Here is a 23,762-nt window from a genome sequence, read left to right as displayed (position 1 = left end):
AGGAAGCGCCCTTGTCCCGGCGTGCGTCGCGGGCTGCCGCCCGCGCGTGGTCGCCTACTCGGCCATCATGTCGAGGCTGGCATCGCGCGGGGTCTTGAGCCCGGTGTGCTTGGCGAGGAAGGCGGCCACGTCGCTCGCCTCCTCGATGATCTTGTCGGTCGGCTTGCCCGCGCCGTGCCCGGCGCGCGTCTCGATCCGGATCACCAGCGGCGCGTCGCCCGGCCCCGCCTTCTCCTGCAGCATCGCCGCCAGCTTGAAGCTGTGCGCCGGCACCACCCGGTCGTCGGTGTCGGCGGTGGTGATGATCAGCGCCGGATAATCGATCTCGGCACGCACGTTGTGATAGGGCGAATAGGTCAGGTTGTAGGCGAGGTCGGCCTCGCGCTGCGGGCGGTTATAGTCGTCGACCCAGTAGCGCCCCGCGGTGAAGCGATCGAACCGCGCCATGTCCATCACCCCGACCGCGGCATGCCCCGCGTCGAACAGGTCGGGGCGCTGGTTGATCGAGGCGCCGACGAGCAGCCCGCCGTTGGAGCGCCCCTCGATCGCCAGCCCGTCGGCGGTGGTGACCCCGTTGGCCTTGAGCCATTCGCCCGCCGCCGCGAAGTCGTCGAACACGTTCTGCTTGAACCCGCGCCGCCCGGCGTCGTGCCACGCCTTGCCATATTCGCCGCCGCCGCGGATGTTGGCGACCGCATAGGCGCCGCCCGCGTCGAGCCACGCCAGCCGCACCGGGTTGAAGCTCGGGGTGACCGAGATGTTGAACCCGCCATAGCCGTAGAGCAGCGTGGGCACCGGCCCCTCGACGCCGCGCTTCCTGGTGATGAACATCGGCACGCGGGTGCCGTCCTTCGAGGTATAGAAGACCTGCTCGGTGACATAGTCGGCGGGGTCGAACTCGACCTCGGGAGCGGCCCACACGCTGCTCTCGCCGGTGGCCACGTCGTAGCGATAGATGGTCCCCGGCTGGCCGAAGCTGGAGAAGGCGTAGAAGGTCTCGCTTTTCTCCGGATCGCCGCCGAACCCGCCCGCCGAGCCGATCCCCGGCAGGTCGACCTTGCGCACGAGGCTGCCGTCCATGGCATGGACGCGCGCTTCCGATTTCACGTCGACCAGATAGTCGGCGATGAGATGCCCGCCGACATGGGACACGCTGTCGAGCACCGCCTCGTCCTCGGCGATCACCCATTCGCGCGCCAGCTGCGGGTCGGTGATGTCGACCTTGAACACCCCGCCGCGCGGCGCATCGCGGTTGGTCGCGAAATAGAAGGTCGTGCCCGCGTTGCCGACATAGGAGGTTTCGTAATCGACCCCCGGCTCGATCACGATGCGGGTGCGATCCGCGCCCTCGAGGTCGATCACGCCCGTCTCCCAGCCGTCGGTCCCGGTCGAGGACGACGTGATGAGATAGCGCCCGTCATCGGACACGGTCGCGGTATTGTTCAATTCGGGATTGTCGGGCCGCGCGAACACCAGCTCATCCGCCGACTGCGGCGTTCCCACCTGGTGGAAATAGACCGCCTGGTCGGTGTTGAGCCCGGTGAACTTGCCCCCCTCCTCGGTGGCGGGGAAGCGGCTGTAGTAGAAGCCCGACCCGTCCTTGGCCCACGCCAGCCCCGAGAATTTGACCCACTCGATCTCGTCCTCGAGCACCTTGCCGGTGGCCACGTCGAGGACGCGGATGGTCATCCAGTCGGACCCCCCGTCCTGCACCATGTAGGCGATCATCGACCCGTCCTCGCTGGGCACGTAGCCGGCCAGCGCGGTGGCGCCGTCGTCCGACCACATATTGGGGTCGATCAGCATCCGCTCGGGCCCCTCGAGCCCCTCGCGCACGTGCAGCACCGACTGCGGTTGCAGCCCGTCGTTGCGGGTAAAGAAATAGCGCCCGCCGCGCGCGGTCGGCAGCCCGATCCGCTCGTAATTGTACAGCTCGGTCATCCGCGCCTTGAACCAGTCGCGCCCCGGCAGCGTGTCGAGATAGGCATCGGTCACCGCATTCTGGGCGGCCACCCACGCGGCGACCTCGGGGTCCTCGCGCACGTCGTTCTCGAGCCAGCGATAGGGGTCGGCGACGGTGATCGACCCCACGGTGTCGACCGCGTCGACCTTCTTGGTCTCGGGATAGTCGAGCACGGGGCCAGCGGCTTGGGCGGTCATCATCGGCTCCTCGGTCGCCGGCGTCGTGGCGCAGGCGGTGGTGGCAAGCAGGGCAAGGGTCAGGGCGGTAACGCGCATCGGTCGGTCTCCGGGTACGGGAAAGGGTTGCCGACTGGATGGCCCAGCCAGCGCCCGCTTGTCTAGGCCGGATCGCCGCGCCCCCGCGCGCTCCGCGCACCCCGCCGCCGCGCCGCGCAGGCCCCGAAAGGAAACGGGCCGCTCCCCGGCTGGGGAACGGCCCGTCTGCTTCAGCTCGGATCGAGCGCGAGGGCTTAGGCCTCGGCCTCGTCCTCGGCCATCTCGACCGGGCCCGAATCCTGCCCCTTGGCATCGACGTCGCGGTCGACGAACTCGATGATCGCCATCGGCGCCGCGTCCGACTTGCGGATGCCCGCCTTGATGACGCGGGTATAGCCCCCCTGGCGATCGGCGTAGCGCTCGGCGAGGACGTCGAACAGCTTCTGCAGCTGCGCATCGTCCATCAGCTTCGAATGCGCGAGCCGACGGTTCGACAGCCCGCCCTTCTTGGCGAGGGTGACGAGCTTCTCGACATAGGGACGCAGTTCCTTCGCCTTGGGAAGGGTGGTCTTGATCTGCTCGTGCTTGATCAGCGCCGCCGCCATGTTGCGCAGGAGCGCGATGCGGTGCGAGGTGGTGCGGTTGAGTTTGCGATGGCCAACGCGATGGCGCATGGTCTTTCTCCGTTCGTATGCGGGCCGTCCTAGGTACCCGCAGCCTGGCCGATGCTTCTGGTGGGGACCGGCCGTTCCCATTGAAAAAGCCGGCGGAGAACAGGCGCTCCACCGGTCTTGCAGCGCCCCAGACACCAAATGCGCGCGCGAGTCAAGCGTCGCCCCCGTCCGCGGGCCCCGGCGTCCAGCCCGGCGGCACCCACCCGCCCTCGACCTCGCGCCAGCCCTGCGCCAGCTTTTCGTCCCGCAGCTCGGCGGCGAGCCGCTCGAGCCGGTCGAGCACCGCCGCGCGCGCCGCCGCCACCGCCGCCGCATCGGGCGCGCTGCCTGCCTCGTCCTTGGCTGGCGGATGCGCCGCCGCCAGCGCGGCCTCTTCCTTCTCGGCCTGCGCCGCGCTGAACTTCAGGATGTCGAGCATCTCGCGGGTCGTCACCTTGGGCAGCCCCTCGCATTCGGGCAGGGTGTCGGGATCGAACTGCGCTTGCGCCGCATCGGCGGCCAGGTCAACGATCCGCGCATGTCCCAATCGCCGCGCCGCGTTCCACGCCTTGGCAAAGGACGGATCCTTGTCGCGCTGCTTGTAGAGCGCCTGCTCCGAAAAGCCGCAGGCCCGTGCCGAGCGCCGCACCGACCCCGTCGCCGCCATCTCGGCAAGGAAGGTCTCGCGTGCTCGCGGCCCGAAGCGTCCGCTGCCCACCGCGACGATCCGCCCGCTGCGGGTGGAAACGACCTCCACCTCTTCCTCGCCCGGCACTGCGACCGGTCTCGCGCCCTCGCGCGACACCGTGGCCAGCGCCGCCTGCCACTGCGCGTCGAACGCCGCATCGCGCGAGCGCAGCCCATAGGCCGATGTGTGATCGATCCCCGCCGCCCGCGCCGCCATCCGAACGTTCCCGCACGTCGCCAGCGCCTCGATGAACGCCCCGCGCCACTTGGCCGGGCGGCTCAACGACTTGCTCCGCAAGCGCTGCCGCGCAGGCTTCCGTCAGGGGCACGCCCCCGACAACCCGGATATCCCATAGCTCACTCTCCTTTCGGAAAGTGATAACCTATCTGGATATCTGTAGGACAGCGCCGACTAGCGCTTGCCGCGGTGCGGCTTGGGCTTGGATTGGGGCTTGCCCTTGAACTTGGGCTTGAACGGCTTGGCCCCGCGCGGGCCATCGCCCGGACCGCCGCGCGCCGGCTTGACCGCGAACTGGCCCTGCTTCTTGTTCGCCCTCGCCATCTCGCGCGGGCCCTCGGGCGAAAACTCGATCGGGATCGCGTCCTGCTCGTCATCGCCCCCCGCGGTGCGCGCCAGCGCATCCTCGAACCGCGGCGCGACGCTGCGCGGCACCTGGAAGAAGGTCTCGTTCTGCCCGACCCGGATCGCGCCCACCTCGTTGCGGGTGATATGCCCGCGGCGGCACAGGAGCGGCAGGATCCAGCGCGGCCCCGCATTGTGCCGCCGCCCGACCCCCATGCGGAACCAGACCGTGTCCTCGAACCCCGGGCGATGCGCCTCGGCCTTCACCCGCTCGCGCGCCTCGGGGGTGTTGGGGATGAGCTCTTCGGGCTGCGGCATCTTGGCGCGATGCGCCTGCACCAGCGCGGTCGCCAGCTCGACCGGGGTCATCTTGTCGATGAGCTCGGCCGCCAGCCCCAGCTCCTCTTCCTCCGGGTCGACCGGCGCGGTGATCTTCTCGAGCAGGCGCCCGCGATCCATCGCGCGGATCTGCTCGGGCGACGGCGCGTCCATCCACTGCGCCTCGATCCTCGCGCCGCGCAGCATCCCCTCGACCCGCCGCCGCCGGTTGTAGGGCACGATGATCGCCGCCGTCCCCTTCTTGCCCGCGCGCCCCGTCCGCCCCGAACGGTGCTGCAGCGTCTCGGCATCGCGCGGGATCTCGACATGCACGACGAGCGAGAGATTGGGCAGGTCGATCCCGCGCGCGGCCACGTCGGTCGCCACGCACACCCGCGCCCGTCCGTCGCGCAAGGCTTGCAGCGCCTGGTTGCGCTCCGACTGCGAATGCTCGCCCGACAGCGCCACCACGTCGAACCCGCGGTTCTGCAGCGTCGCGTGCAGCCGCCGCACGCTGTCGCGCGTTGCGCAGAAACAGATCGCCGTCTCCGCCTCGTGATAGCGCAGCAGGTTCACCACCGCATTCTCGATATCCGAGGGCGCGACATTGATCGCCTCATAGGCAATGTCGCCATGCCCGCGCGTATCCCCTGCCAGCGTGAGGCGCAGCGCATCGCGCTGGTAGCGCTCGGCCAGCCGCACGATCGGCCGCGGCATCGTCGCCGAGAACAAGAGCGTGCGCCGCCCCTCGGGGGTCGCGTCGAGGATTTCCTCGAGGTCCTCGCGAAACCCCATGTCGAGCATCTCGTCGGCCTCGTCGAGCACCACCCCCACCAGCCCCGACAGGTCGAGCGCCCCGCGCTCCAGATGATCGCGCAGCCGCCCCGGCGTGCCGACGACCACCGCCGGCCCTGTGCGCAAATTGCGCCGCTCCTTCGACGCATCCATCCCGCCGACACAGGTCGCGATCCGCATCCCCGCCCCGGCATAGAGCCATTCGAGTTCGCGGCTGACCTGCAGCGCCAGCTCGCGCGTCGGCGCGATGATCAGCGCCAGCGGCTTGTCGACCAGCGGGCTGTCCCCGACCGCGCCCAGCAGTTCGTCCGCCAGCGCGATCCCGAACGCCACCGTCTTGCCCGACCCCGTCTGCGCCGAGACGATGAGGTCGCGCCCCCGCGCCTCCGCGTCGCTGACCGCGGCCTGCACGGGGGTGAGCGTGTCATACCCCTTCTCGGCAAGGGCGGACTGAAGAACGGGCGGCAGATGATCGAAGGACATGAAATCTCGCTAAAAAGCCACGTCATGGCGCGAGGCGCCCAGAGGGTGGCGAAAGTCAGTGGGTGCCGCGGCCAACCGCCCGGCACGGCCCGCGTCAATCGCACGGCCCGCGCGCCCCATAGGGCATTAGAGCCCGTTTGGCATGGCTTAAGTTGTTGAAATTAGCGCGCCCGCGTCATTACCAACAACGATCGCAAGAATGTTGCTCCGCAAGCGCTGCCGCGCGAGCCAGCTTGGGGGCCCCGGCCCCCAAACCCCCTTCCACGACACCCTTACCCCTCTGCTTCGAGATCGAGCGGAAGTTCGATCTCGCGCATGATCCGATCGGTTTCGAGGAGGATCTTCACGATCTTCTGATAGTGCCCGATATCGTCCCATGAGAGCGCGCGATCCTTACGGTCCTTGAGCCATTTCTGGGCGGGCTGATAACCGCCGATATAGAAGTCCCAAGCCACCTTCGGCACGCCATCGAAAAATTGATCGGGGTTGATGTAGACCCGGCCGTCCTCGAACCTTGGATGCCGCGCCGCGACCACATCGTCACCCTCGCCATGGTAGGGATAGGGCGTCTCGCCAACGGCGGCATCCTCCATGAGATGCAGCCGCCGCAGCGCCTCGCCCTTCTCGCTGACATGGCGGAAGATTGCAGGGCTGGGCGGATAGGGAATGCGCGGGAAATCGATCTTCAGAAATTCGGCGAAGGTCTCGCGATAATCGGGCGAGTGGAGCACGCCGTAGATATAGTCGAAGACCTTGATCTCGGAGGGGCGGGCATCGCCAGTGGGCGCGCGGAAATCGTCTTCGCGACCGGCCTGATCTGTAGGGTCGATTCCCGCCGCCTCGCAGATGGCGGCAAAGAGTTTGGGGTCGAAATTGATCTTGCGCTCTTTTGATGCAAGGGTGTCAGTTTGGACAGAAGAGTCGTCTGGATAAGAATAGAGAGGAAAAATCGAATCAATACTTACGCTATCAGATCGGATATATCCGTTCGACACCATGGCAGACGCCAAAAAGTAATAGGACGTCGGTTTTGATTGAAGTTGCTTAGAGACCGTGACGAAGGATAGGTTCTCTGTAGGCCTGATGCTTCGATAGAAGGCTTCTCGGCCCCAATCAATTAGGTCAGTGCTGTAAAGAATCTTTCGAGTGTCGAAGGGTCGATAACCAATATCTTCAAACTTTTGCTCGTAATCCTGATCTTTCAGCTTTCGGCGGGCATCCGACAGCGACCAGCCTCTGCTATCTCCGGGCAGGAACTTCCCAGGTTTTTTGTGCGAGAAAAATCTCTGTCTGATTGCGTCATCTGATTGGTTCTCGTCGACAAAATGCCCAATTTTGTATGAGAGCTCATTGGCCGTGTAATCAATCGCAAGATGGTCTCGAGCAGTCACAATCCCAGTCACCGATACAGAATAAAGCCTGTCACTCTTGAAGCCGCGTTCATAGCGCTCCATAAGCTCTAAATCCTTCGGAACGAACAAATTTAGCGGCTTTCGTAATTCGAGCTTATGGAATCCTGCTCGCTTTCCTTGTAAAGTCCATAGATTTTCATTCTTGCTTTGCCTGCTCCCCCATAGTTCGTGATGGAACACTTCTGCGGGGCCTTGCGAACGCCCATTTTTTCGAACTGCTATTACGAGGCTTACGCCTTGCATGATGTCGAACACATTTTTGTCAGAGGATCCATCGGGCGCGACCTCTCGGCGTTTCGCATTACCGTGCAGATCGAGCACCCATATTTTGTCAAAGCTTTGCAAAAGATGCCAACGCATCCCGCGAAAAGTTGGATTGTCTAAGTAGCCGTGATTTGTGATGAATCCGAGTACACCGCCCGATGGATTTTCAGAAATCAGCTTCTCAGACATACGAATAAATTTCACATAGTCATCATGAAGCCAGTGTTTCCGTTCACCGAAGTGCTTCCCATCAACATACTTATAGTCTTCAATTAGACTAGTGATCCACTGCCCAACGTTCTCAGATCGAGCGTTATAAGGCGGGTTCCCAATCACGCACATGATCGGCGTCTGCCGCTTCACCTCGCTCGCCCCGCGCGCTTCCTCGGCCAACGGCGCGAAGAACAAATCCCGCACCTCGCGCTCGGCGGGTTCCAGTGCATTGGTCAGCCATACTGACAGACGCGGCGGTTTCGCGCTCGGCTTGTAGCCATTCTCGGCCAGCTGCATGTCGAGCTTCATGTGACACATGGCATAGCTCGCCATGAGCAACTCGAACCCGTGAAGACGCGGCAATAAATCTTCCTCGACATAGGATGACCATTTGCCCGGCGCGCGGGATTTCACGCGGTCGGCGATCAACTGCACCGCCTTGGCGAGGAAGGTGCCGGTTCCGGTAGCGGGATCGAGGATCTGGACCTTGTGCACTTCGCGCTTTTCGGTAATCGGCTTGCCCGTCTTGGGATGGTTGGTGCCCATGTCCCAGTCGACCGTCACCTTGCTCGTGTCGGCAAGACCATCCTTCAGCCCGAATTCCTCCTTCAACACATCATCGACGGCTCGAACGATGAAGTCGACCACAGGTTCGGGCGTGTACCAGACGCCGCGGCTCTTGCGCTTCTTGGGATTGTAGGCGGCCAGGAAGTCTTCGTAAAAATGAATGAAGGGGTCGTTGCGCGCGGTGAAGTTGCCGTAATTCTCGAACAGCGAGTGGGGATCGCTGGCGCGCATGACCTCGACCAGGTCATCGACCACATATTTGAGGCGCTGTGGTAGCTGGGGCCCGGCAATATATTCGAACAACCCCTTCAGGAATGGGTTGGAGGCGGGGAGATGCTCCATCGCCTCGGCGCGGCTGAACGTGTTGAGGTCGGGATCGTGGAAGCGGGCGGCGAACATGCCGTAGGTGATGGTCTCGGCATAGATGTCCGAGAATTCGCCCGGCGTGAGGTTGGGCAGGAGGTTCTGCTTGAAGCTCTTGTACTGGCCAGCCAGCGTCGAGCGGTAGCCCTCATCCTCGGCCAACGCCATGTCGATTTCGTCCTTGATGATGGCCGCCTTGGCCGCCATGAATTCCGCCAGTTTTTTGGCGGATCGGATCGAGATCGGCTTTTCCTGCGCGAAAGCGTGAAGGTGCCGTTCGAGCGTCGCATAGGCGGCGGGCTGCGGATTGAGCCCCCCCAGTTCTCCCATGAAATCGGCAATGGTGACCAGCTTGACCCGCTCGCCACTGCGGATGAATTCGAAGTCCACGCCATTGGTGTAGATGAGGTTGGGATAAGCCTTTTCGTACCGCTTTCGCTGCTCGACCGAATAGCCCTTCAGCTTGATGATATCCTTGTCGATATCCTTGGCTTCGACCCATCCGATAGGAATGCCGTCGCGCTGGAGCATGAGGTCGGGCATGCCCCCTTCCGAGCGCTTGGGCTCGTTGATGACGGTCAGCTTCGTGTCGATGCTTTGAAACAAGTCTTCCAGCGCGCCACGATAGCTATGCTCGGTCGCCTGTCCGCTTTCATATTTTTCCCGGACAGTCTGAAAATAGCCCGCAATATCCACGCAATGCCCCCTTACTTTCGGCAAGGTGACCATTACGGGATCCACACCAAAAGAAAAGGGCCGCCCCTTGCGGGACGGCCCTCGATCTCTTCCCATCGGAAGTCCGGCTTAGCCGAGCAATTCCTGCTCGAGCTTCTTGGCCATTTCCTCGATATTCTCGGGCGGCCAGCCCGGGATTTCCATGCCGAGGCGCAGGCCCATCGAGGCAAGGACTTCCTTGATCTCGTTGAGGCTCTTGCGGCCGAAGTTGGGCGTGCGCAGCATCTCCGCTTCGGTCTTCTGCACCAGATCGCCGATGTAGATGATGTTGTCGTTCTTGAGGCAGTTGGCCGAACGCACCGACAGCTCGAGCTCGTCGACCTTCTTGAGGAGGTAACGGTTGAGCTGGTTGGTGTCCTGACCGCCCTCGGCGGCGCCCCCCGCGGCGGCTCCCTGCGCCGGCGCCGGCGCGACCATGCTGTCGTCGAAGTGGACGAACAGCTGGAGCTGGTCCTGCAGGATGCGCGCGGCATAGGCGACCGCATCCTCGGGGGTCACCGTGCCGTCGGTCTCGACCGTGAGGCTGAGCTTGTCATAGTCGAGCTCCTGCCCGACGCGGGTGTTCTCGACCTTGTAGGCGACCTGCTTGATCGGCGAATAGAGGCTGTCGACCGGGATCAGCCCGATCGGCGCGTCGGCCGGACGGTTCATCGCCGCGGGGACATAGCCCTTCCCCACGTCGGCGGTGAGCTCCATGTTGAGCGTCGCGCCCTCGTCGAGGTGGCAGATGACGAGATCGGGGTTGGTGATCTCGATGTCGCCCGGGCAGGCGATCTGGCCGGCGGTGATTTCGCCGGGGCCGGTCGCCGACAGCTGCAGCCGCTTGGGGCCTTCGCCTTCCATCTTCACCGCGACCTGTTTGATATTGATCACGATATCCGTCACGTCCTCCCGAACCCCAGCAAGGCTGGAAAATTCGTGCAGCACGCCCTCGATCTTCATCGAGGTGATGGCGGCGCCCTGGAGGCTGGAGAGGAGGACGCGGCGCAGGCTGTTGCCGAGCGTCATCCCGAAGCCGCGCTCGAGCGGCTCGGCCACGAAGGTCGCCTTGCGCTTGGCGTCGGCGCCGGGCTTGCGGTCGAGGCCCTGCGGTTTCTTGAGTTCCTGCCAGTTCTTCGCGTTGATCGACATAGTGTCCCCAGATGTTCGGCGGGGCGTCCCCCGCCAGTGTTAACGGTGTGTCGGGCCGAGACGGTCTCGGCCCGGGGCGATCAGCGCGCGGTTAGACGCGGCGGCGCTTGGACGGGCGGACCCCGTTGTGCGGGATCGGGGTGACGTCGCGGATCGAGGTGATGGTGAAGCCCACCGCCTGCAGCGCGCGGAGCGCCGATTCGCGACCCGAACCCGGGCCCTTCACTTCGACCTCGAGGGTGCGCACGCCATGCTCCTGGGCCTTCTTGCCCGCATCTTCGGCGGCAACCTGCGCGGCATAAGGGGTCGACTTGCGCGAGCCCTTGAAGCCCATCATCCCGGCCGAGGACCAGCTGATCGCATTGCCCTGCGCGTCGGTGATGGTGATCATGGTGTTGTTGAAGCTGGCGTTCACATGCGCCACGCCGGCGGTGATGTTCTTGCGCTCACGGCGACGAACGCGCTGCGGTTCACGTGCCATATTGGAATCTCTCTTCTAAAAGCTGTGCGAGAAGCGGGCCTGAGAGGCGCTTACTTCTTCTTGCCGGCGATCGGCTTGGCCTTGCCCTTGCGGGTGCGCGCATTGGTGTGCGTGCGCTGGCCGCGGACCGGCAGGCCGGCACGGTGACGCAGGCCGCGATAGGACTTGAGGTCCATCAGGCGCTTGATGTTCATCGCATTCTCGCGACGAAGGTCACCTTCGACGGTGTAGTCCGCATCGATCGTCTCGCGGATCTGCAGGACTTCCTGGTCCGACAGGTCGGCGACGCGGCGTTCCGGCGCGATCTTCAGCTTTTCGGTGATTTCCTTGGCGGTCGTGTGACCGATGCCATGGATGTAGGTGAGCGCGATCTCGACGCGCTTGTTGGTCGGGATGTTGACCCCGGCAATACGTGCCATAACCAAATATTCTCCTTGCGGCTCCACGGGTTGGCGGGCACTTGCCAACCCATCTCAAAGCGTTCCCCCGTTCCAACGATGAAAACGGCGGACGCAACGAGGGCGCCGCCGGTCACCGCGGTTCGGGATGGGCGCGAAATAGGCGGGCGCGGCGGGCGAGTCAAGGCTGGCCGCGCGGGCAAGGTGCAAAAGCGGGCGTCCCGCGTCGACGGGGGTGGAGCCAAAGCCCGACCTGCGTCATTAAGCCCCTATGGGGAGCACGAACTTCGCCTTCGACGGCCATGAGGTCAAGCCCGGGACGCGGCTCGCGGTCGACGTGCCGATCAGTCGCGATTCGGCGGGCAACATGGTCCACCTGCCGGTGCGCGTGGTCCACGGCACCGCGCCCGGCCCCACGCTGCTCGTCTCGGCCGCGATCCACGGCGACGAGATCAGCGGGATCGAGGTGGTGCGCCGGCTGCTCGCCAAGATGCAGCCCAAGAAGCTGCGCGGCACGCTGCTCGCGGTGCCGATCGTCAACCCCTTCGGCTTCGTCGCGTGGAGCCGCTACCTCCCCGACCGGCGCGATTTGAACCGCAGCTTCCCGGGGCGCGAGGACGGCAGCCTCGCCAGCCGCATCGCCTATCTCTTCCGCACCATGCTGATGGAGCGCGCCGACTTCGCGATCGACCTGCATTCGGCCGCCATCCACCGCTACAATTTGCCGCAGATCCGCGTCAGCCCCGAATGTGGCAAGGCGAGCGAACTGGCGCGGGCCTTCTCGCCCCCGATCATCATGCATTCGAAGCTGCGCGAGGGCTCGATGCGCGGGGTGGCGATGGAGAACGGGCTCGAGATGCTGCTCTATGAGGCGGGCGAGGCGCTGCGCTTCGACGATTTCTCCACCCGCGTCGGGGTCAACGGCATCCTGCGCGTGATGGCGGCGATGGACATGCTCGATCTAAAGGCCTCGAAGCGCAAGATCGCCGCGCCGCTGGAGAGCACGCGCTCGCTGTGGCTCCGATCCCCACGCGGCGGCATCGCCTCGGTGCGCACCCCCTCGGGGCGCAAGGTCGGCCTCGGGCAGGTGGTGGCGACGGTGCGCAACCCGACCCATCCCGAGGAGGAAAGCGTGCTCAAGTCGCCGATCGAGGGGCTGGTCATCGGCCACAGCCGGATGGGGGTGGTCAACCGCGGCGACGCGCTGCTCCACATCGCGCAGCTGGGCGACAACGGCATCTACCTCGACCCGCTCACCGAGGAACGCCTGAGCGGCGCGCTGCTCGATGAACATGAGATCGACTAGGCGCGGGCGCTCGTCCTCGCTAAGGCGCTAGTCCCATGCAGCGGTTCAGCCATACCGACCCCGCCCCCGAGGCCTTGCGCGGCGCGATCGTCGCGTTGGGCAATTTCGACGGGTTCCACTTCGGGCACCAGGCGGTGGTCGGGCGCGCCATCGCCAAGGCGGCGCATGAGGGGCGGCCCGCGGTGGTGGCGACCTTCGATCCGCATCCGGTGCGGCACTTCCGCCCCGATGCCAAGCCGTTCCGCCTCACCACGCTCGACCAGCGCGAGGAGTTGTTCGCCCACGCCGGTGCCGACGGGATGCTGGTGTTCGCCTTCGACGATGCGCTCGCCTCGCTCACCGCCGCCGAGTTCGTCGAGTTGCTTGCCGACAGGCTACAAGTCGCGGGCGTCGTCACCGGCGAGGATTTCACCTTCGGCAAGGGGCGCGAGGGCGATGTCGCCAAGCTCGCCGAACTGGGCGCCGCCAAGGGCATGAGCGCCGAGGCCGTGGGCGCCGTGGCGATGGAAGAGGCGATCGTCTCCTCCTCGCGCATCCGCGAGGCCTTGCAGGCGGGCGATCCGGCCACCGCCACCCGCCTCCTCACCCGCCCCTTCGCGGTCCGCGCGAAGGTGGTGCATGGCGACAAGCGCGGGCGCGAGCTGGGCTGGCCGACCGCCAACATGGAACTCGGGCAATATCTGCGCCCCGCCTATGGCATCTACGCGACCCGCGTGCGGCTGCCCGACGGAGCTGAGCATGACGCCGTCTCCAACCTCGGCGTACGCCCGATGTTCGACCCGCCCAAGGAACTGCTCGAGACCTTCATCTTCGATTTCGAGGGCGACCTCTACGGGCAGGAGATCGAGGTGCAGCTGCACCACTACCTGCGCCCCGAGGCGGCGTTCCACGATCTCGAAGCCTTGAAGCGCCAGATGGACGCCGACGGGGCCGAGGCACGGCGGCTGCTTTCGCAAGGGCGACCCTAACCTTATCTGTTGTGCGAAGGCGTTCGCGCCCTTAAGCGCCTAACCCCATGTCCGATAAGCCGAACTACAAAGACACGGTCTTCCTGCCCAAGACCGACTTCCCGATGAAAGCCGGTCTCCCGCAGAAGGAGCCGAAGATCCTTGCCCGCTGGCAGCAAGAGGACATTTACGGGCAGGTGCGCAAGAGCCGCGCGGGGCGCGAGAAGTTCATCCTCCACGACGGGCCGCCCTATGCCAATGGCGACATCCATATCGGCCATGCGCTCAACAAGACCATCAAGGACGTGGTCGTGCGCTCGCAGACGCTGCTTGGGCGCGACGCGCCCTACGTGCCCGGCTGGGACTGCCACGGTCTCCCGATCGAATGGAAGATCGAGGAGAAGTATCGCAAGAAGAAGAAGGACAAGAAGGACGTCCCCGCGCCCGAATTCCGCGCCGAATGCCGCGCCTATGCCGCCGAATGGGTCGAGGTGCAGGCGGACCAGTTCCAGCGGCTCGGCAATATCGGGGAGTGGGACAAGCCCTATCTGACCATGCGCCCCGAGGCCGAGGCGCAGATCGTCGCCGAGCTCTTCAAGTTCGCCGAAACGGGCCAGCTCTATCGCGGGTCGAAGCCGGTGATGTGGTCGCCGGTCGAGGAAACCGCGCTGGCCGAGGCCGAGGTCGAATATCAGGATCTGACCGACAGCCCGCAGATCGACGTCGCGTTCGAGATCGTCGAGAGCAAGCTGCCCGAACTGGTCGGTGCCTATGCGGTGATCTGGACCACCACGCCGTGGACGATCCCGGTCAACCAGGCGCTGAGCTTCGGGCCCGAGATCGACTATGCGCTCGTCGAGGCCGAGGGGCGGCGCTTCATCGTCGGTGTCGACCTTCTCGAAGCGGTCGCCAAGCGGACCGGGCTGGGCTTCACCGACGTCATGCGCTTCAAGGGTGCCGAGCTCGACGGCACCGTCGCGCGCCACCCGATGCACCATCTCGGCGGCTTCTACGCCAAGCCGCGCCCGCTGCTCGCGGGCGACTTCGTCACCACCGACAGCGGCACCGGCATCGTCCACATGGCGCCCGACCATGGCGAGGACGATTTCCGCCTGTGCAAGCAGCACGGCATCGAGCCCGTCTTCGCGGTGACCCGCGACGGCACCTATCGCGACGACTGGCTGTGGCTCGGCGGCGATGACGAGCGCCGCCGCAGCGTCATCAACAAGCCCTTCAATTCCCCCGAAGGCCCGATCTGCTCGGACCTCAAGGAGGCCGGCGCGCTGCTGAGCGCGAGCGCCGATTATGCGCACAGCTATCCGCACAGCTGGCGCTCGAAGGCCAAGGTCATCTATCGCTGCACCCCGCAGTGGTTCATCGCGATGGACAAGCATCTCCATCACCTGCCCAAGAAGACCCGCGCCGAGCAGCGCTGGGAGGGCGAGGGCGGGCATCCGCTGCCCGAGGGCGAGGGCGTGGCCGACGACTATCCCACGCTGCGCGAGGCGGCGATGGACGCGATCACCGACACCGCTTTCTATCCCGAGCGCGGGCGCAACCGCATCGGCACGATGGTCGCCGACCGTCCCGACTGGCTCATCAGCCGCCAGCGCGCCTGGGGCGTGCCCATCGCGCTGTTCGTCGAGCGCAAGAGCGGCGAACTGCTGGTCGATCACGACGTCAACCAACGCATCGTCGAGGCGATGCGCGCCGAGGGCGTTGATGCCTGGCGCGAGGATCGTGCGCAGCATTTCCTCGGGCAAGGTCGCGACCCCGCCGATTACGAGATGGTCACCGACATCCTCGATGTCTGGTTCGATAGCGGCTCGACCCATGCCTTCGTGCTCGAGAGCGGCGACTGGCCCGAGCAGCGCTCGCCCGCCGACCTCTATCTCGAAGGCAGTGACCAGCATCGCGGCTGGTTCCAGTCCTCGCTGCTCGAAAGCTGCGGCACGCGCGGGCGCGCGCCCTACAAGGCGCTGCTGACCCACGGCTTCACGATGGACGCCAAGGGCATGAAGATGTCGAAGAGCCTCGGCAACACCATCAGCCCCTTGAAGGTGATGGAGCAATATGGCGCCGACATCATCCGCCTGTGGGCGATGAGCGTCGACTATACCGAGGACCATCGCATCGGCGAGGAGATCCTGCGCGGGGTGGGCGACCAGTATCGCAAGCTTCGCAACTCGCTGCGCTACCTCCTCGGCGCGCTGGTCGATTACGATCCCGCCAACGCCGTGCCCGCCAAGGACATGCCCGAGCTCGAGCGCTACATGCTGCATCGCATCGCCGAGGTGTCGGGCGTGCTGAGGTCGGCGACCGAGAATTACGACTTCAACCGCTACGTCCGCACGCTGGTCGATTTCGCGCAGGACGACCTGTCCTCCTTCTTCTTCGATATCCGCAAGGACCGGCTCTACTGCGACGTCAATGCCGAGACGGGCGAGCAGACGCATGTGCGCGCCGCCTATGGCACCGTGCTCGACGTCCTGTTCCACGCGCTCACGCGTTGGCTCTCGCCGATCCTCGTCTTCACCGCCGAGGAGGCGTGGACGACGCGCTACCCGCAAGGCGGCAGCGTGCACACGCTCTTCTGGCCCGAGATCGAGGACGGCTGGAAGGACGAGACGCTGGCGGCGCGGTGGAGCGAGCTTCGCGAGCTTCGCGCGCGGGTCACCGAGGCGATCGAGCCCTATCGCAAGGACAAGGTGATCCGCTCGTCGCTGCAGGCCGAAGTGACGGTCGACAGCGCCGAGGACCCCGACTTCCTCGCCGAACTGTTCATCTCGGGCCCCGTCCACAAGGGCGATGGCTTGAAGATCGAGACGACGACCCACGCCAAGTGCGGGCGCTGCTGGCGCCACCTGCCCGAGGTCACGCAGGACGGCGAGCTGTGCGGGCGCTGCGAGGAGGTGCTCAAATGAGCGTTCGCAAGGGCATGGCGATCGCGCTCGCGATCTTCATCGTCGACCAGCTGGTCAAATGGTGGATCGTCGGGCCCTTTGCCCTGGAGGCGAAGGGCAGCGTCTACATCGTCGACATCTTCAACCTGACCTGGGTCGAGAACCGCGGCATTTCGCTGGGGCTGCTCGCCGCCGACACCGAATTGGGGCGCTGGCTGCTGGTCGCCGCCACCGCGATCATCGCCGCGATCGTCGGCTGGCTGATGACCCGCCCGGGCGAGGAAGGCGACCGCCTCGGCTTCGCGATGATCCTCGGCGGGGCACTCGGCAACATCGTCGACCGCGCCCGCTTCGGCTATGTCGTCGACTATGCGGACTTGCACTTTGGGTCGTTTCGGCCTTTCTATGTATTCAACATCGCCGACGCGGCCATCACGCTCGGTGTCGCCTACCTACTGATCCGCGCCTTCTGGCCCCGGCGCGAAAAGGAGATTTCCAATGCGTAAGGCTCTTGCCCTCATGACCATCGCCGTCGCCGTTTCGGGCTGCGCGCGCAACGAGGGCTCGCTCGACGAATATGCGGTGACGCGCAACGCGCCGCTCATCATCCCGCCCGACTACACGCTCGAGCCGCCGCGCGCGGGCACCGTGTCGACCAGCGCGGGGGAGGCGCAGACGCGCGCGCTCGAGGCGCTGTTCGGCGGGCCCGCCCCGCGCTCGGCCGCCGAACGCACCGTCATCAGCGAGGCCGCCGACGGCGGCACCATCCCGCTCGGCGCGCGCTCGACCGCGGGCGATCCCGACACGCGTGTGGTCGACAAGGGCGCGACGACGCAGACGATCCTCGAGACGCCCGAAGGCGACGGGCAGGACGCCGCCGCCGACACGCCGCAGTAAGCGCCAGGGGGGACGGGACATGAGCGAAGCGGGCAACAAGCTGCAGAACGGGCTGGTCGACATCGAAAGCCAGCTCGAGCGCGCGCGACGCAAGCTTGAGGACGGGCTGGGCCTCGTCGACGAGGCGCAGAAGGCCTTGTCGGAAATCCAGCAGGCGGTGCTCGGCGCGCCCGCCCCCGGCGCCACCACCGATGCCGACGAAACCGCCTCCAAGCTGCTCGCCAGCCTCAAGGCGCAGGGGCAGGAGATGCCCGAGAGCCTGTGCGGCGGGCGCATGAACGTCGACGCCGTGCAGCGGCTCATCCGCATCGACGGGCATCCGATCGGCATCACCGAGATGGAATATCGCGTGCTCGAACTGCTCGCCTATGCGCGCAACAATGTCGTCACCCGCAACATGCTGCTGAAGCATCTCTATCGCCGCGCCGACGACCAGCCGCAGCCCAAGATCATCGACGTCTTCATCTCCAAGCTGCGCAAGAAGCTGCGCAGCGCCAGCGGCGGGGCCGAGTTTATCGAGACGATCCCCCAGCGCGGCTGGATCCTGCGCGACATCGAGCCCAGTTAAGCCCATCTTCATCGCCGGGGCGTATTCCGGGGCCATGATCGCCCCGCTGCCCCCTCGCGACTCGAACGCCGGCGCCGCCCACAAGGCGCCCGATGCCGCGCCGCGCGAGGCGGACCGCCGCGCGCTGCCGCCGCGCCCGCCCTACCTCTCGCTCTAGGCGGAGGCGGGGTCGCCCGTTTCCTTGGGGGTGTCGGGGTCGGCGCCCCATTCGGACCAGCTCCCATCGTAGAGCCGCCCCTCGCGCGCGCCGAGCAGGTGCGCGGCGAACAGGATCGAGCAGGCGGTCACCCCCGACCCGCAGCTGGCGGTGAAGGGCGCGTGCGGATCGACACCCGCCGCCGCGAAGGCGGCGCGCAGCCCGTGGGCGTCCTTGAAGGTGCCGTCCTCACGATAGAATTGCCCCATCGGCAGGCTCCGCGCGCCCGGCACATGGCCCCGGCCCATGCCGGGGCGCGGCTCCTCGGCCTCGCCGCGAAAGCGCGCGCGGCTGCGCGCATCGACCACCTGCGGCGCCTCGCCGGCCAGGATGTCCTGCTTAGTAACGATGCCGCCGACCGGCCCGGCGTCGGGCCAGAGCCCGGTGCGCACGCGCGCGGGGCCGGTCTCGAGCGCGCGGCCCTGCGCCTTCCACGCGCCCAGCCCGCCGTCGAGGATGGCGACCGCGCGCGCGCCGTAATGGCGCATGGTGAACCAGCCGCGCGCCGCGCTACGCAGCGGGCTGTCGTCATAGACGACGATCGGCCTGTCGCGCCGCAGCCCCAGCGCCTCGAGCATCGCGCAGCCGAGTGCGGGGGGCGGCAGCATGTGCGGGGCGTCATGGTCGAGATCGGCGAAGGCGCGGATATCGAGCCGCAGTGCGCCGGGCACATGCCCCTCTTCGAACTCGGCATTGGCATCGTGCCCGTGGTCGGCGAGGAACATGGTGCAATCGACCGGCTGCACCGCGTCGAGATGCGCCTCGAGCCACGCGGCGGTGACGAGATCGTCCATAATCGATCCTCCTGACGAAAGACAAAAGGCGCCGCAACGGGCGCCCCTTGCTACACCAACGGCACGCGGCGCTTAAGTGTCCTGCGCTTCGAGCTCGGAGCCCAGCTTGAGCACCTTGTCGCCGTCCTCCTGCCGGATCAGGTAGGCGGGGTTGTCCTCGCTCCCCTCGCGGGTCATCTCATTGCCCTCGATGGTGCGCGTCACCTCGCGCTCGAAGCGCTCCTCGACCTGTCCGCAGCCGGTGCCCTCGCCCCAGTCCCATTTGACATATTGGTCGGTCTGGAAGCTGTTCGGATTGCTCATGCGGTTTCTCCTTTTGCCCGGCCAACGGGCGGAGCGGGCCCCAAGGTTGCGCCGGGCGCGACGAACCGCGGGGTTTGCGCCGACGAATGGGGGCGGCTATGGGCCTTGGTCCATGACCCCCAAGCATCTCGGCCAGACCCGCGCGCTGCCCTCGAGCCCCGAGGACGCCGACCTCGACTATGTGCCCAACCCGCGTCGCGGCGAGCTCTACCTGGTGCGCTTCGCGGCGCCCGAATTCACCTCGCTCTGCCCGGTCACCGGGCAGCCCGATTTCGCGCATCTCGTGATCGACTATGCGCCCGGTGAAACGATCGTCGAGAGCAAGAGCCTCAAGCTGTTCCTCGGTAGTTTTCGCAACCACGCCGCCTTCCACGAGGATTGCACCGTGGGGATCGGCAAGCGGCTGTTCGACGAGATGCAGCCCAAGTGGCTGCGCATCGGCGGCTACTGGTACCCGCGCGGGGGCATCCCGATCGACGTGTTCTGGCAGTCGGGGACGCCCCCCGAGGGGCTGTGGCTGCCCGACCAGGGCGTGCCCGGCTACCGCGGACGCGGCTAGCGTTCGAGCCGACGCGCCGCCGCCTCGCGGCTGTCGTCGATATCCTCCTGCGCCCAGGTCGCGGCATCGTCGGCACCCTGCCCGGTCGACAGGTCGTAGGCGATGAGCGCGGTGCGCAGCGCCGCCGCCTCCGCCGCGCAGGCGGTCCGGATCGCGGCGCGGAAATCGGCGGGCGACTGCCCCCCATCGCGCGCGGCCTCGACCCGCGCCTCGAGGCAGTCGTCGAACGCGGCGCGCGAGGCACGCACCGTACCGGGGTCCTGCGCCAGCGCGGCGGCGATCATCATCGTGGCAATCATCGGGTCATCCTTCACAAACTTGCGTCCGCCCCGATATGGGGAGGATCGCGCCGCTGTCCAATTAGTCGCAGGCCAGCGGCGAACTATGGCGGCGCAGCACCTGCCAGCCGCGCGCCGTCTCGACCCATATATCGGACAACAGGACTCTTTCCTGAATGACCTGCCCGAGATAGCGCACGCTCCAGCGCGCATCGACGGTGGCCACGATCGTGCCGTTGGTCCGCGTACAGTCGAGGATGTCGACCTCGAGGTCGACCACGTCCATGTTGGCAAGCGCGCCGATCCACCCGTCGAGGTCGAGCATCACGGGGGCCTCGCCGCGCACCCCGACGAGCTGGAAATCGGGGTGGATGAGCCGGCGCAGCGCGGTCTCGTCCTTGGCGAACAGCGCGCGGCGCCATTCGGCTTCGAGTCGCTGGACGAGGCCGAGCTCGGCGTTCACCGCAGCTTGTCCCATTGCGGCCTGGCCGCGGCGCGGCGCGCGCGCTTGCCGGTCGAGGAGGTGGCCCGGCGGGCACCGCCCCCGGCCATCGACCCGAGAATGCCGCGCAGGATGGCGTTGCCGATCTGCCGCCCGATCTTGTTGACGATGGTGCGTTCGACCGCGCGGCCGATCTTGTCGACGGTCGAGCTCGAACGTGAACTCGAGCGCGAGCGCGAGCGCGTGCCGCCCGAGCGGCGCGCCGCGCGCTCGGCCTTCTCGCGCGCCTCTTCCTCGGCGGCGCGCGCCTCGTCCTCGGCGGCGGCGGCGGCCTTGGCGGCGGCGCGGGCCTCGAGCACCTCCTCGGCGCTCTCGCGATCGACGACCTCGTCATAGCGCGCGCCGATCCCGTCGGCGGCCATGATCATCGCGCGCTCGCCGCTCGAGAGCGCGCCGGCGCGCGCCGAAGGCGGCTTGACCAGCGTGCGTTCGACCGGGGTCGGCGCGCCCTCCTCGTCGAGCACCGAGACCAGCGCCTCGCCGACCTTGAGCTGGGTGATCACCTCGGCGACGTCGAGCCCGGGGTTCTGGCGGAAGGTCCCGGCCGCCGCGCGCACCGCTTTCTGGTCGCGCGGGGTGAAGGCGCGCAGCGCGTGCTGGACCCGGTTGCCGAGCTGGCCGGCGACCTCGTCGGGGATGTCGATCGGGTTCTGCGTGACGAAGAAGACCCCCACCCCCTTCGAGCGGATCAGCCGGACCACCTGCTCGACCTTCTCGACCAGCGCCTTGGGGGCATCGTCGAACAGGAGGTGCGCCTCGTCGAAGAAGAACACCAGCTCGGGCTTGTCGGGGTCGCCGACCTCGGGCAGCTCCTCGAACAGTTCGGAGAGCAGCCACAGGAGGAAGGTGGCGTAGAGCCGCGGGCTCTGCATCAGTTCGCTCGCGGCGAGGATGTTGACGACCCCCTTCCCGCGCTCGTCGCACGCCATGAAGTCGTCGAGGTCGAGCGCGGGCTCGCCGAAGAAGCGGTCGCCCCCCTGCGTGCGCAGCTGGAGCAACCGGCGCTGGATCGCCCCGATCGAGGCGGTCGACACATTGCCATAGTCGAGGGTGAGCTCGGCGCGCCGCTCGCCGACCTCGACCAGCATCGCCTGCAGGTCGTCGAGGTCGAGCAGCAAGAGCCCCTCGGCGTCGGCAAGGTGGAAGGCGATGGTGAGCACGCCTTCCTGCGTGTCGTTGAGATCCATCAGCCGTGCGAGCAGCAGCGGCCCCATCTCCGACACGGTGGTGCGCACGGGGTGGCCCTGCGTGCCGAACAGGTCCCAGAAGCGGACCGGGAAATCCTCGTAGGCATAGGTGTCATAGTCGATCAGCCGCGCGCGCTTGGTGAAGGGGTCGTGCAGCTTGTGCGTCGCCGAGCCTGGCAGCGCGAGCCCGGCGAGGTCGCCCTTCACGTCGGCGAGGAAGACCGGCACCCCGGCGCGGCTGAACCCCTCGGCCAGCCCCTGCAGCGTGATCGTCTTGCCCGTGCCGGTGGCGCCGGCGATGAGCCCGTGCCGGTTGGCGCGGTCGAGCCGCAATGCCTGCCGCGCCCCGCCCGCGCCCGCGGTGCCGATGAAGATCGTCTCGTTGTCCACGCCGCTCGCTCTCCCCACTGATCGCGACGAGCCTAGCGGCGACGGGCCGAACCGCAAGCCTAGCGTTCGAGCTCGAGCCCGATGTAGCGCGCGGGCTGGCGGCCGCGCTGGACCAGCACCAGCACGCTGTCGCGCCCCGCCGCGCGCGCGGCCCCGACCGCGGCGTCGACATCGTCGACGTTGCGCACGTCTTGGCGGTTGACGCGCAGGATGACCTCGCCGCGCTGCAGCCCCTTGCGGGCCGCGTCGCTATTGGGGTCGACCCGGCTGATGATGACGCCCTCGAGCCCGGGCTCGAGCCGCAGCGCATCGCGAATCTGGTCGGTCAGCGGCTGCAGCGTCATGCCGAGCGCATCGCCGCCGTCGACCGGGGTCTCGTCCTCGGCCGCCATCCCGCCGTCCTCGCGCTCGGGACTGCCGAGCTGGGCCGCGAGTTCCTCGCGGCTGGGCCTCTGGTTGACGCGCACGTTGACGGTGCGGCGCTCGCCGTTGCGGATGATGGTGAGCGGCACGGTGGCGCCGACCGGGGTGTTGGCGATGAGGTAGGAGACGGTGTTGTCGGGGGTCACCGGGGTGCCGTCGATCGCGAGGATGACGTCGCCGCGCTGGAGCCCCGCCGCCTCGGCCGCCTGCCCGGCCACGACCGAGCGCACCAGCTCGCCGCGCTCCTTGGGCAGCCCGAGCGCGTCGGCGATGTCTTCCGACAGGGGCTGGAGCGAGACCCCGAGATAGCCGCGCTCGGGGGCCTCGCCGCGGCGCAGGCTCTCGATCACGGGCTTGGCCGCCTCGGCGGGGATCGCCAGCCCGATGCCGACGCTCGCGCCGGTCGGCGAGATGAGCGCCGAGTTGATGCCGATGACGTTGCCCGCCATGTCGAACATCGGCCCGCCCGAATTGCCCATGTTGATCGAGGCATCGGTCTGGATGTAGCGGTCGTAGGCGCCGAACCCGGTGATGCCGCGATGCAGCGCCGAGACGATTCCTGCGGTCACCGTCCCGCCGAGCCCGTAGGGGTTGCCGATCGCGATGATCCAGTCGCCGACGCGCACGTCGTCGCTGTCGCCCCAGTTGACATAGGGCAGGTTGGTGCCCTCGATCTTGAGCACGGCGAGGTCGCTGTCCGGGTCGCGCCCGACGATGCGGGCTTCATATTCGGTGCGGTCGGGGAAGGTGACATAGACCTCGTCGACGGTGCCGCCGTTGCCGCCACGCCCCTCGATCAGGTGGTTGTTGGTGACGATATAGCCGTCGGGCGAGATGACGAATCCCGACCCGAGCGAGCCGGTCTCGCGCGTGACCGGCGCGTCGTCGGGCTCGCTGTTGCCGCGCGGGTTGGGCACGCCGAAGCGGCGGAAGAACTGGTCGAGCGGGTCCTGCTGGCGACGCTGCACCTCGATCTCCTGCCGGGTCGAGATGTTGACCACCGCGGGCTGGAGCCGCGCGGCGAGGTCGGCGAAGCTCTCGGGCGCGCCGGCGACGGGCACCGGGCGCGGCGCGTTCTGCGCCTCCTGGCCGGCCAGCGTCCCCCCGGTCATCGAATAGGCACTCCCTCCGAGCAGAAGCGCGGCGGCAATCCCGTAGACGTAGCGCACGGTGGTCATCTCCTTGGCCATTCCAGTTCCTTCATCATCGCATGCCAACGGTTCGAAAGCGAGGCTAGGTCGCGGGGCT

21 protein-coding genes are annotated in these 23,762 nt (G+C 66.9%); 7 read left to right on the top strand and 14 right to left on the bottom strand.

Annotated elements, in window-relative coordinates; translation table 11 throughout:
• Positions 1-54 precede the first annotated feature (54 nt).
• From L8951_RS07285 to rpsM, 8 genes are all read right to left on the bottom strand, one after another.
• Entirely contained in the window at positions 55-2,238 is a 2,184-nt protein-coding gene (locus L8951_RS07285) for a prolyl oligopeptidase family serine peptidase (RefSeq protein WP_244382329.1), read from the bottom strand.
• Between the two features lie 194 nt (positions 2,239-2,432).
• Positions 2,433-2,852, bottom strand: coding sequence for a 50S ribosomal protein L17 (gene rplQ, locus L8951_RS07280; protein WP_244382328.1), 420 nt, complete (start codon positions 2,850-2,852; stop codon positions 2,433-2,435).
• Between the two features lie 151 nt (positions 2,853-3,003).
• Complete coding sequence (locus L8951_RS07275; protein WP_244382327.1) at positions 3,004-3,801, bottom strand: hypothetical protein; 798 nt, start codon at positions 3,799-3,801, stop codon at positions 3,004-3,006.
• A 129-nt stretch (positions 3,802-3,930) separates the two neighbouring features.
• Positions 3,931-5,697, bottom strand: a complete 1,767-nt coding sequence (locus L8951_RS07270; RefSeq protein ID WP_244382326.1) for a DEAD/DEAH box helicase — start codon at positions 5,695-5,697, stop codon at positions 3,931-3,933.
• Between the two features lie 272 nt (positions 5,698-5,969).
• Positions 5,970-9,212 (bottom strand): type ISP restriction/modification enzyme, encoded by a 3,243-nt coding sequence (locus L8951_RS11635; protein ID WP_244382325.1) that lies wholly within the window; start codon positions 9,210-9,212, stop codon positions 5,970-5,972.
• A gap of 108 nt (positions 9,213-9,320) precedes the next feature.
• The gene (locus tag L8951_RS07260; RefSeq protein ID WP_244382324.1) at positions 9,321-10,382 is read right to left on the bottom strand and encodes a DNA-directed RNA polymerase subunit alpha; all 1,062 of its coding nucleotides are present in this window, start codon (positions 10,380-10,382) and stop codon (positions 9,321-9,323) included.
• A gap of 91 nt (positions 10,383-10,473) precedes the next feature.
• Complete coding sequence (gene rpsK / locus L8951_RS07255; protein WP_244382323.1) at positions 10,474-10,863, bottom strand: 30S ribosomal protein S11; 390 nt, start codon at positions 10,861-10,863, stop codon at positions 10,474-10,476.
• 50 nt (positions 10,864-10,913) lie between these two features.
• A complete protein-coding gene (rpsM, locus tag L8951_RS07250; protein ID WP_244382322.1) occupies positions 10,914-11,282 on the bottom strand; it encodes a 30S ribosomal protein S13 in 369 nt (122 codons plus the stop codon).
• 250 nt (positions 11,283-11,532) lie between these two features.
• Here rpsM and L8951_RS07245 point away from each other — a divergent pair, with 250 nt between their 5' ends.
• The 6 genes from L8951_RS07245 to L8951_RS07220 are packed head-to-tail and all read left to right on the top strand — an operon-like array spanning position 11,533 to position 17,882.
• Entirely contained in the window at positions 11,533-12,567 is a 1,035-nt protein-coding gene (locus L8951_RS07245) for a succinylglutamate desuccinylase/aspartoacylase family protein (RefSeq protein WP_244382321.1), read from the top strand.
• 35 nt (positions 12,568-12,602) lie between these two features.
• Entirely contained in the window at positions 12,603-13,535 is a 933-nt protein-coding gene (locus L8951_RS07240) for a bifunctional riboflavin kinase/FAD synthetase (protein WP_244382320.1), read from the top strand.
• Positions 13,536-13,582: 47 nt separating this feature from the next.
• Positions 13,583-16,438 carry an isoleucine--tRNA ligase gene (gene ileS / locus L8951_RS07235; protein WP_244382319.1) on the top strand — a complete coding sequence of 952 codons (2,856 nt, stop codon included), beginning with the start codon at positions 13,583-13,585 and terminating at the stop codon, positions 16,436-16,438.
• The gene (lspA, locus tag L8951_RS07230) at positions 16,435-16,923 is read left to right on the top strand and encodes a signal peptidase II (RefSeq protein WP_244382318.1); all 489 of its coding nucleotides are present in this window, start codon (positions 16,435-16,437) and stop codon (positions 16,921-16,923) included. The genes ileS and lspA overlap by 4 nt, the downstream gene beginning before the upstream one ends.
• Entirely contained in the window at positions 16,916-17,314 is a 399-nt protein-coding gene (locus L8951_RS07225) for a DUF3035 domain-containing protein (RefSeq protein ID WP_244382317.1), read from the top strand. The genes lspA and L8951_RS07225 overlap by 8 nt, the downstream gene beginning before the upstream one ends.
• Before the next feature lie 19 nt (positions 17,315-17,333).
• Positions 17,334-17,882 carry a winged helix-turn-helix domain-containing protein gene (locus L8951_RS07220; RefSeq protein ID WP_244382316.1) on the top strand — a complete coding sequence of 183 codons (549 nt, stop codon included), beginning with the start codon at positions 17,334-17,336 and terminating at the stop codon, positions 17,880-17,882.
• Between the two features lie 153 nt (positions 17,883-18,035).
• Here the strand turns inward: L8951_RS07220 and L8951_RS07215 are convergent, their stop codons facing one another.
• Positions 18,036-18,872 carry a sulfurtransferase gene (locus tag L8951_RS07215; RefSeq protein ID WP_244382315.1) on the bottom strand — a complete coding sequence of 279 codons (837 nt, stop codon included), beginning with the start codon at positions 18,870-18,872 and terminating at the stop codon, positions 18,036-18,038.
• 72 nt (positions 18,873-18,944) lie between these two features.
• Positions 18,945-19,175 (bottom strand): hypervirulence associated TUDOR domain-containing protein, encoded by a 231-nt coding sequence (locus L8951_RS07210; protein ID WP_244382314.1) that lies wholly within the window; start codon positions 19,173-19,175, stop codon positions 18,945-18,947.
• Between the two features lie 112 nt (positions 19,176-19,287).
• On the opposite strand from L8951_RS07210, the gene queF reads away from it, so the two are divergent.
• Complete coding sequence (gene queF, locus L8951_RS07205) at positions 19,288-19,734, top strand: preQ(1) synthase (RefSeq protein ID WP_244382313.1); 447 nt, start codon at positions 19,288-19,290, stop codon at positions 19,732-19,734.
• Here queF and L8951_RS07200 read toward each other — a convergent pair.
• From L8951_RS07200 to L8951_RS07185, 4 genes are all read right to left on the bottom strand, one after another.
• Positions 19,731-20,033 carry a hypothetical protein gene (locus tag L8951_RS07200; protein WP_244382312.1) on the bottom strand — a complete coding sequence of 101 codons (303 nt, stop codon included), beginning with the start codon at positions 20,031-20,033 and terminating at the stop codon, positions 19,731-19,733. The two genes, queF and L8951_RS07200, sit on opposite strands and share 4 nt — an antisense overlap.
• Positions 20,034-20,094: 61 nt before the next feature.
• Positions 20,095-20,475, bottom strand: a complete 381-nt coding sequence (locus tag L8951_RS07195) for a nuclear transport factor 2 family protein (protein WP_244382311.1) — start codon at positions 20,473-20,475, stop codon at positions 20,095-20,097.
• Positions 20,472-22,091 carry a helicase HerA-like domain-containing protein gene (locus L8951_RS07190; protein ID WP_244382310.1) on the bottom strand — a complete coding sequence of 540 codons (1,620 nt, stop codon included), beginning with the start codon at positions 22,089-22,091 and terminating at the stop codon, positions 20,472-20,474. Before L8951_RS07190 ends, L8951_RS07195 begins: the two co-directional genes overlap by 4 nt.
• A gap of 59 nt (positions 22,092-22,150) precedes the next feature.
• On the bottom strand, positions 22,151-23,704 hold the full coding sequence (locus L8951_RS07185) for a Do family serine endopeptidase (protein ID WP_244382309.1): 1,554 nt from the start codon (positions 23,702-23,704) through the stop codon (positions 22,151-22,153).
• Positions 23,705-23,762 lie beyond the last annotated feature (58 nt).

The organism is Sphingomicrobium astaxanthinifaciens, from assembly GCF_022865105.1.
Taxonomy (GTDB): Bacteria; Pseudomonadota; Alphaproteobacteria; order Sphingomonadales; family Sphingomonadaceae; genus Sphingomicrobium; species Sphingomicrobium astaxanthinifaciens.
The sequence above is the reverse complement of the archived record's forward strand: the minus strand, read 5'-3'. Positions and strand labels throughout refer to the sequence as shown.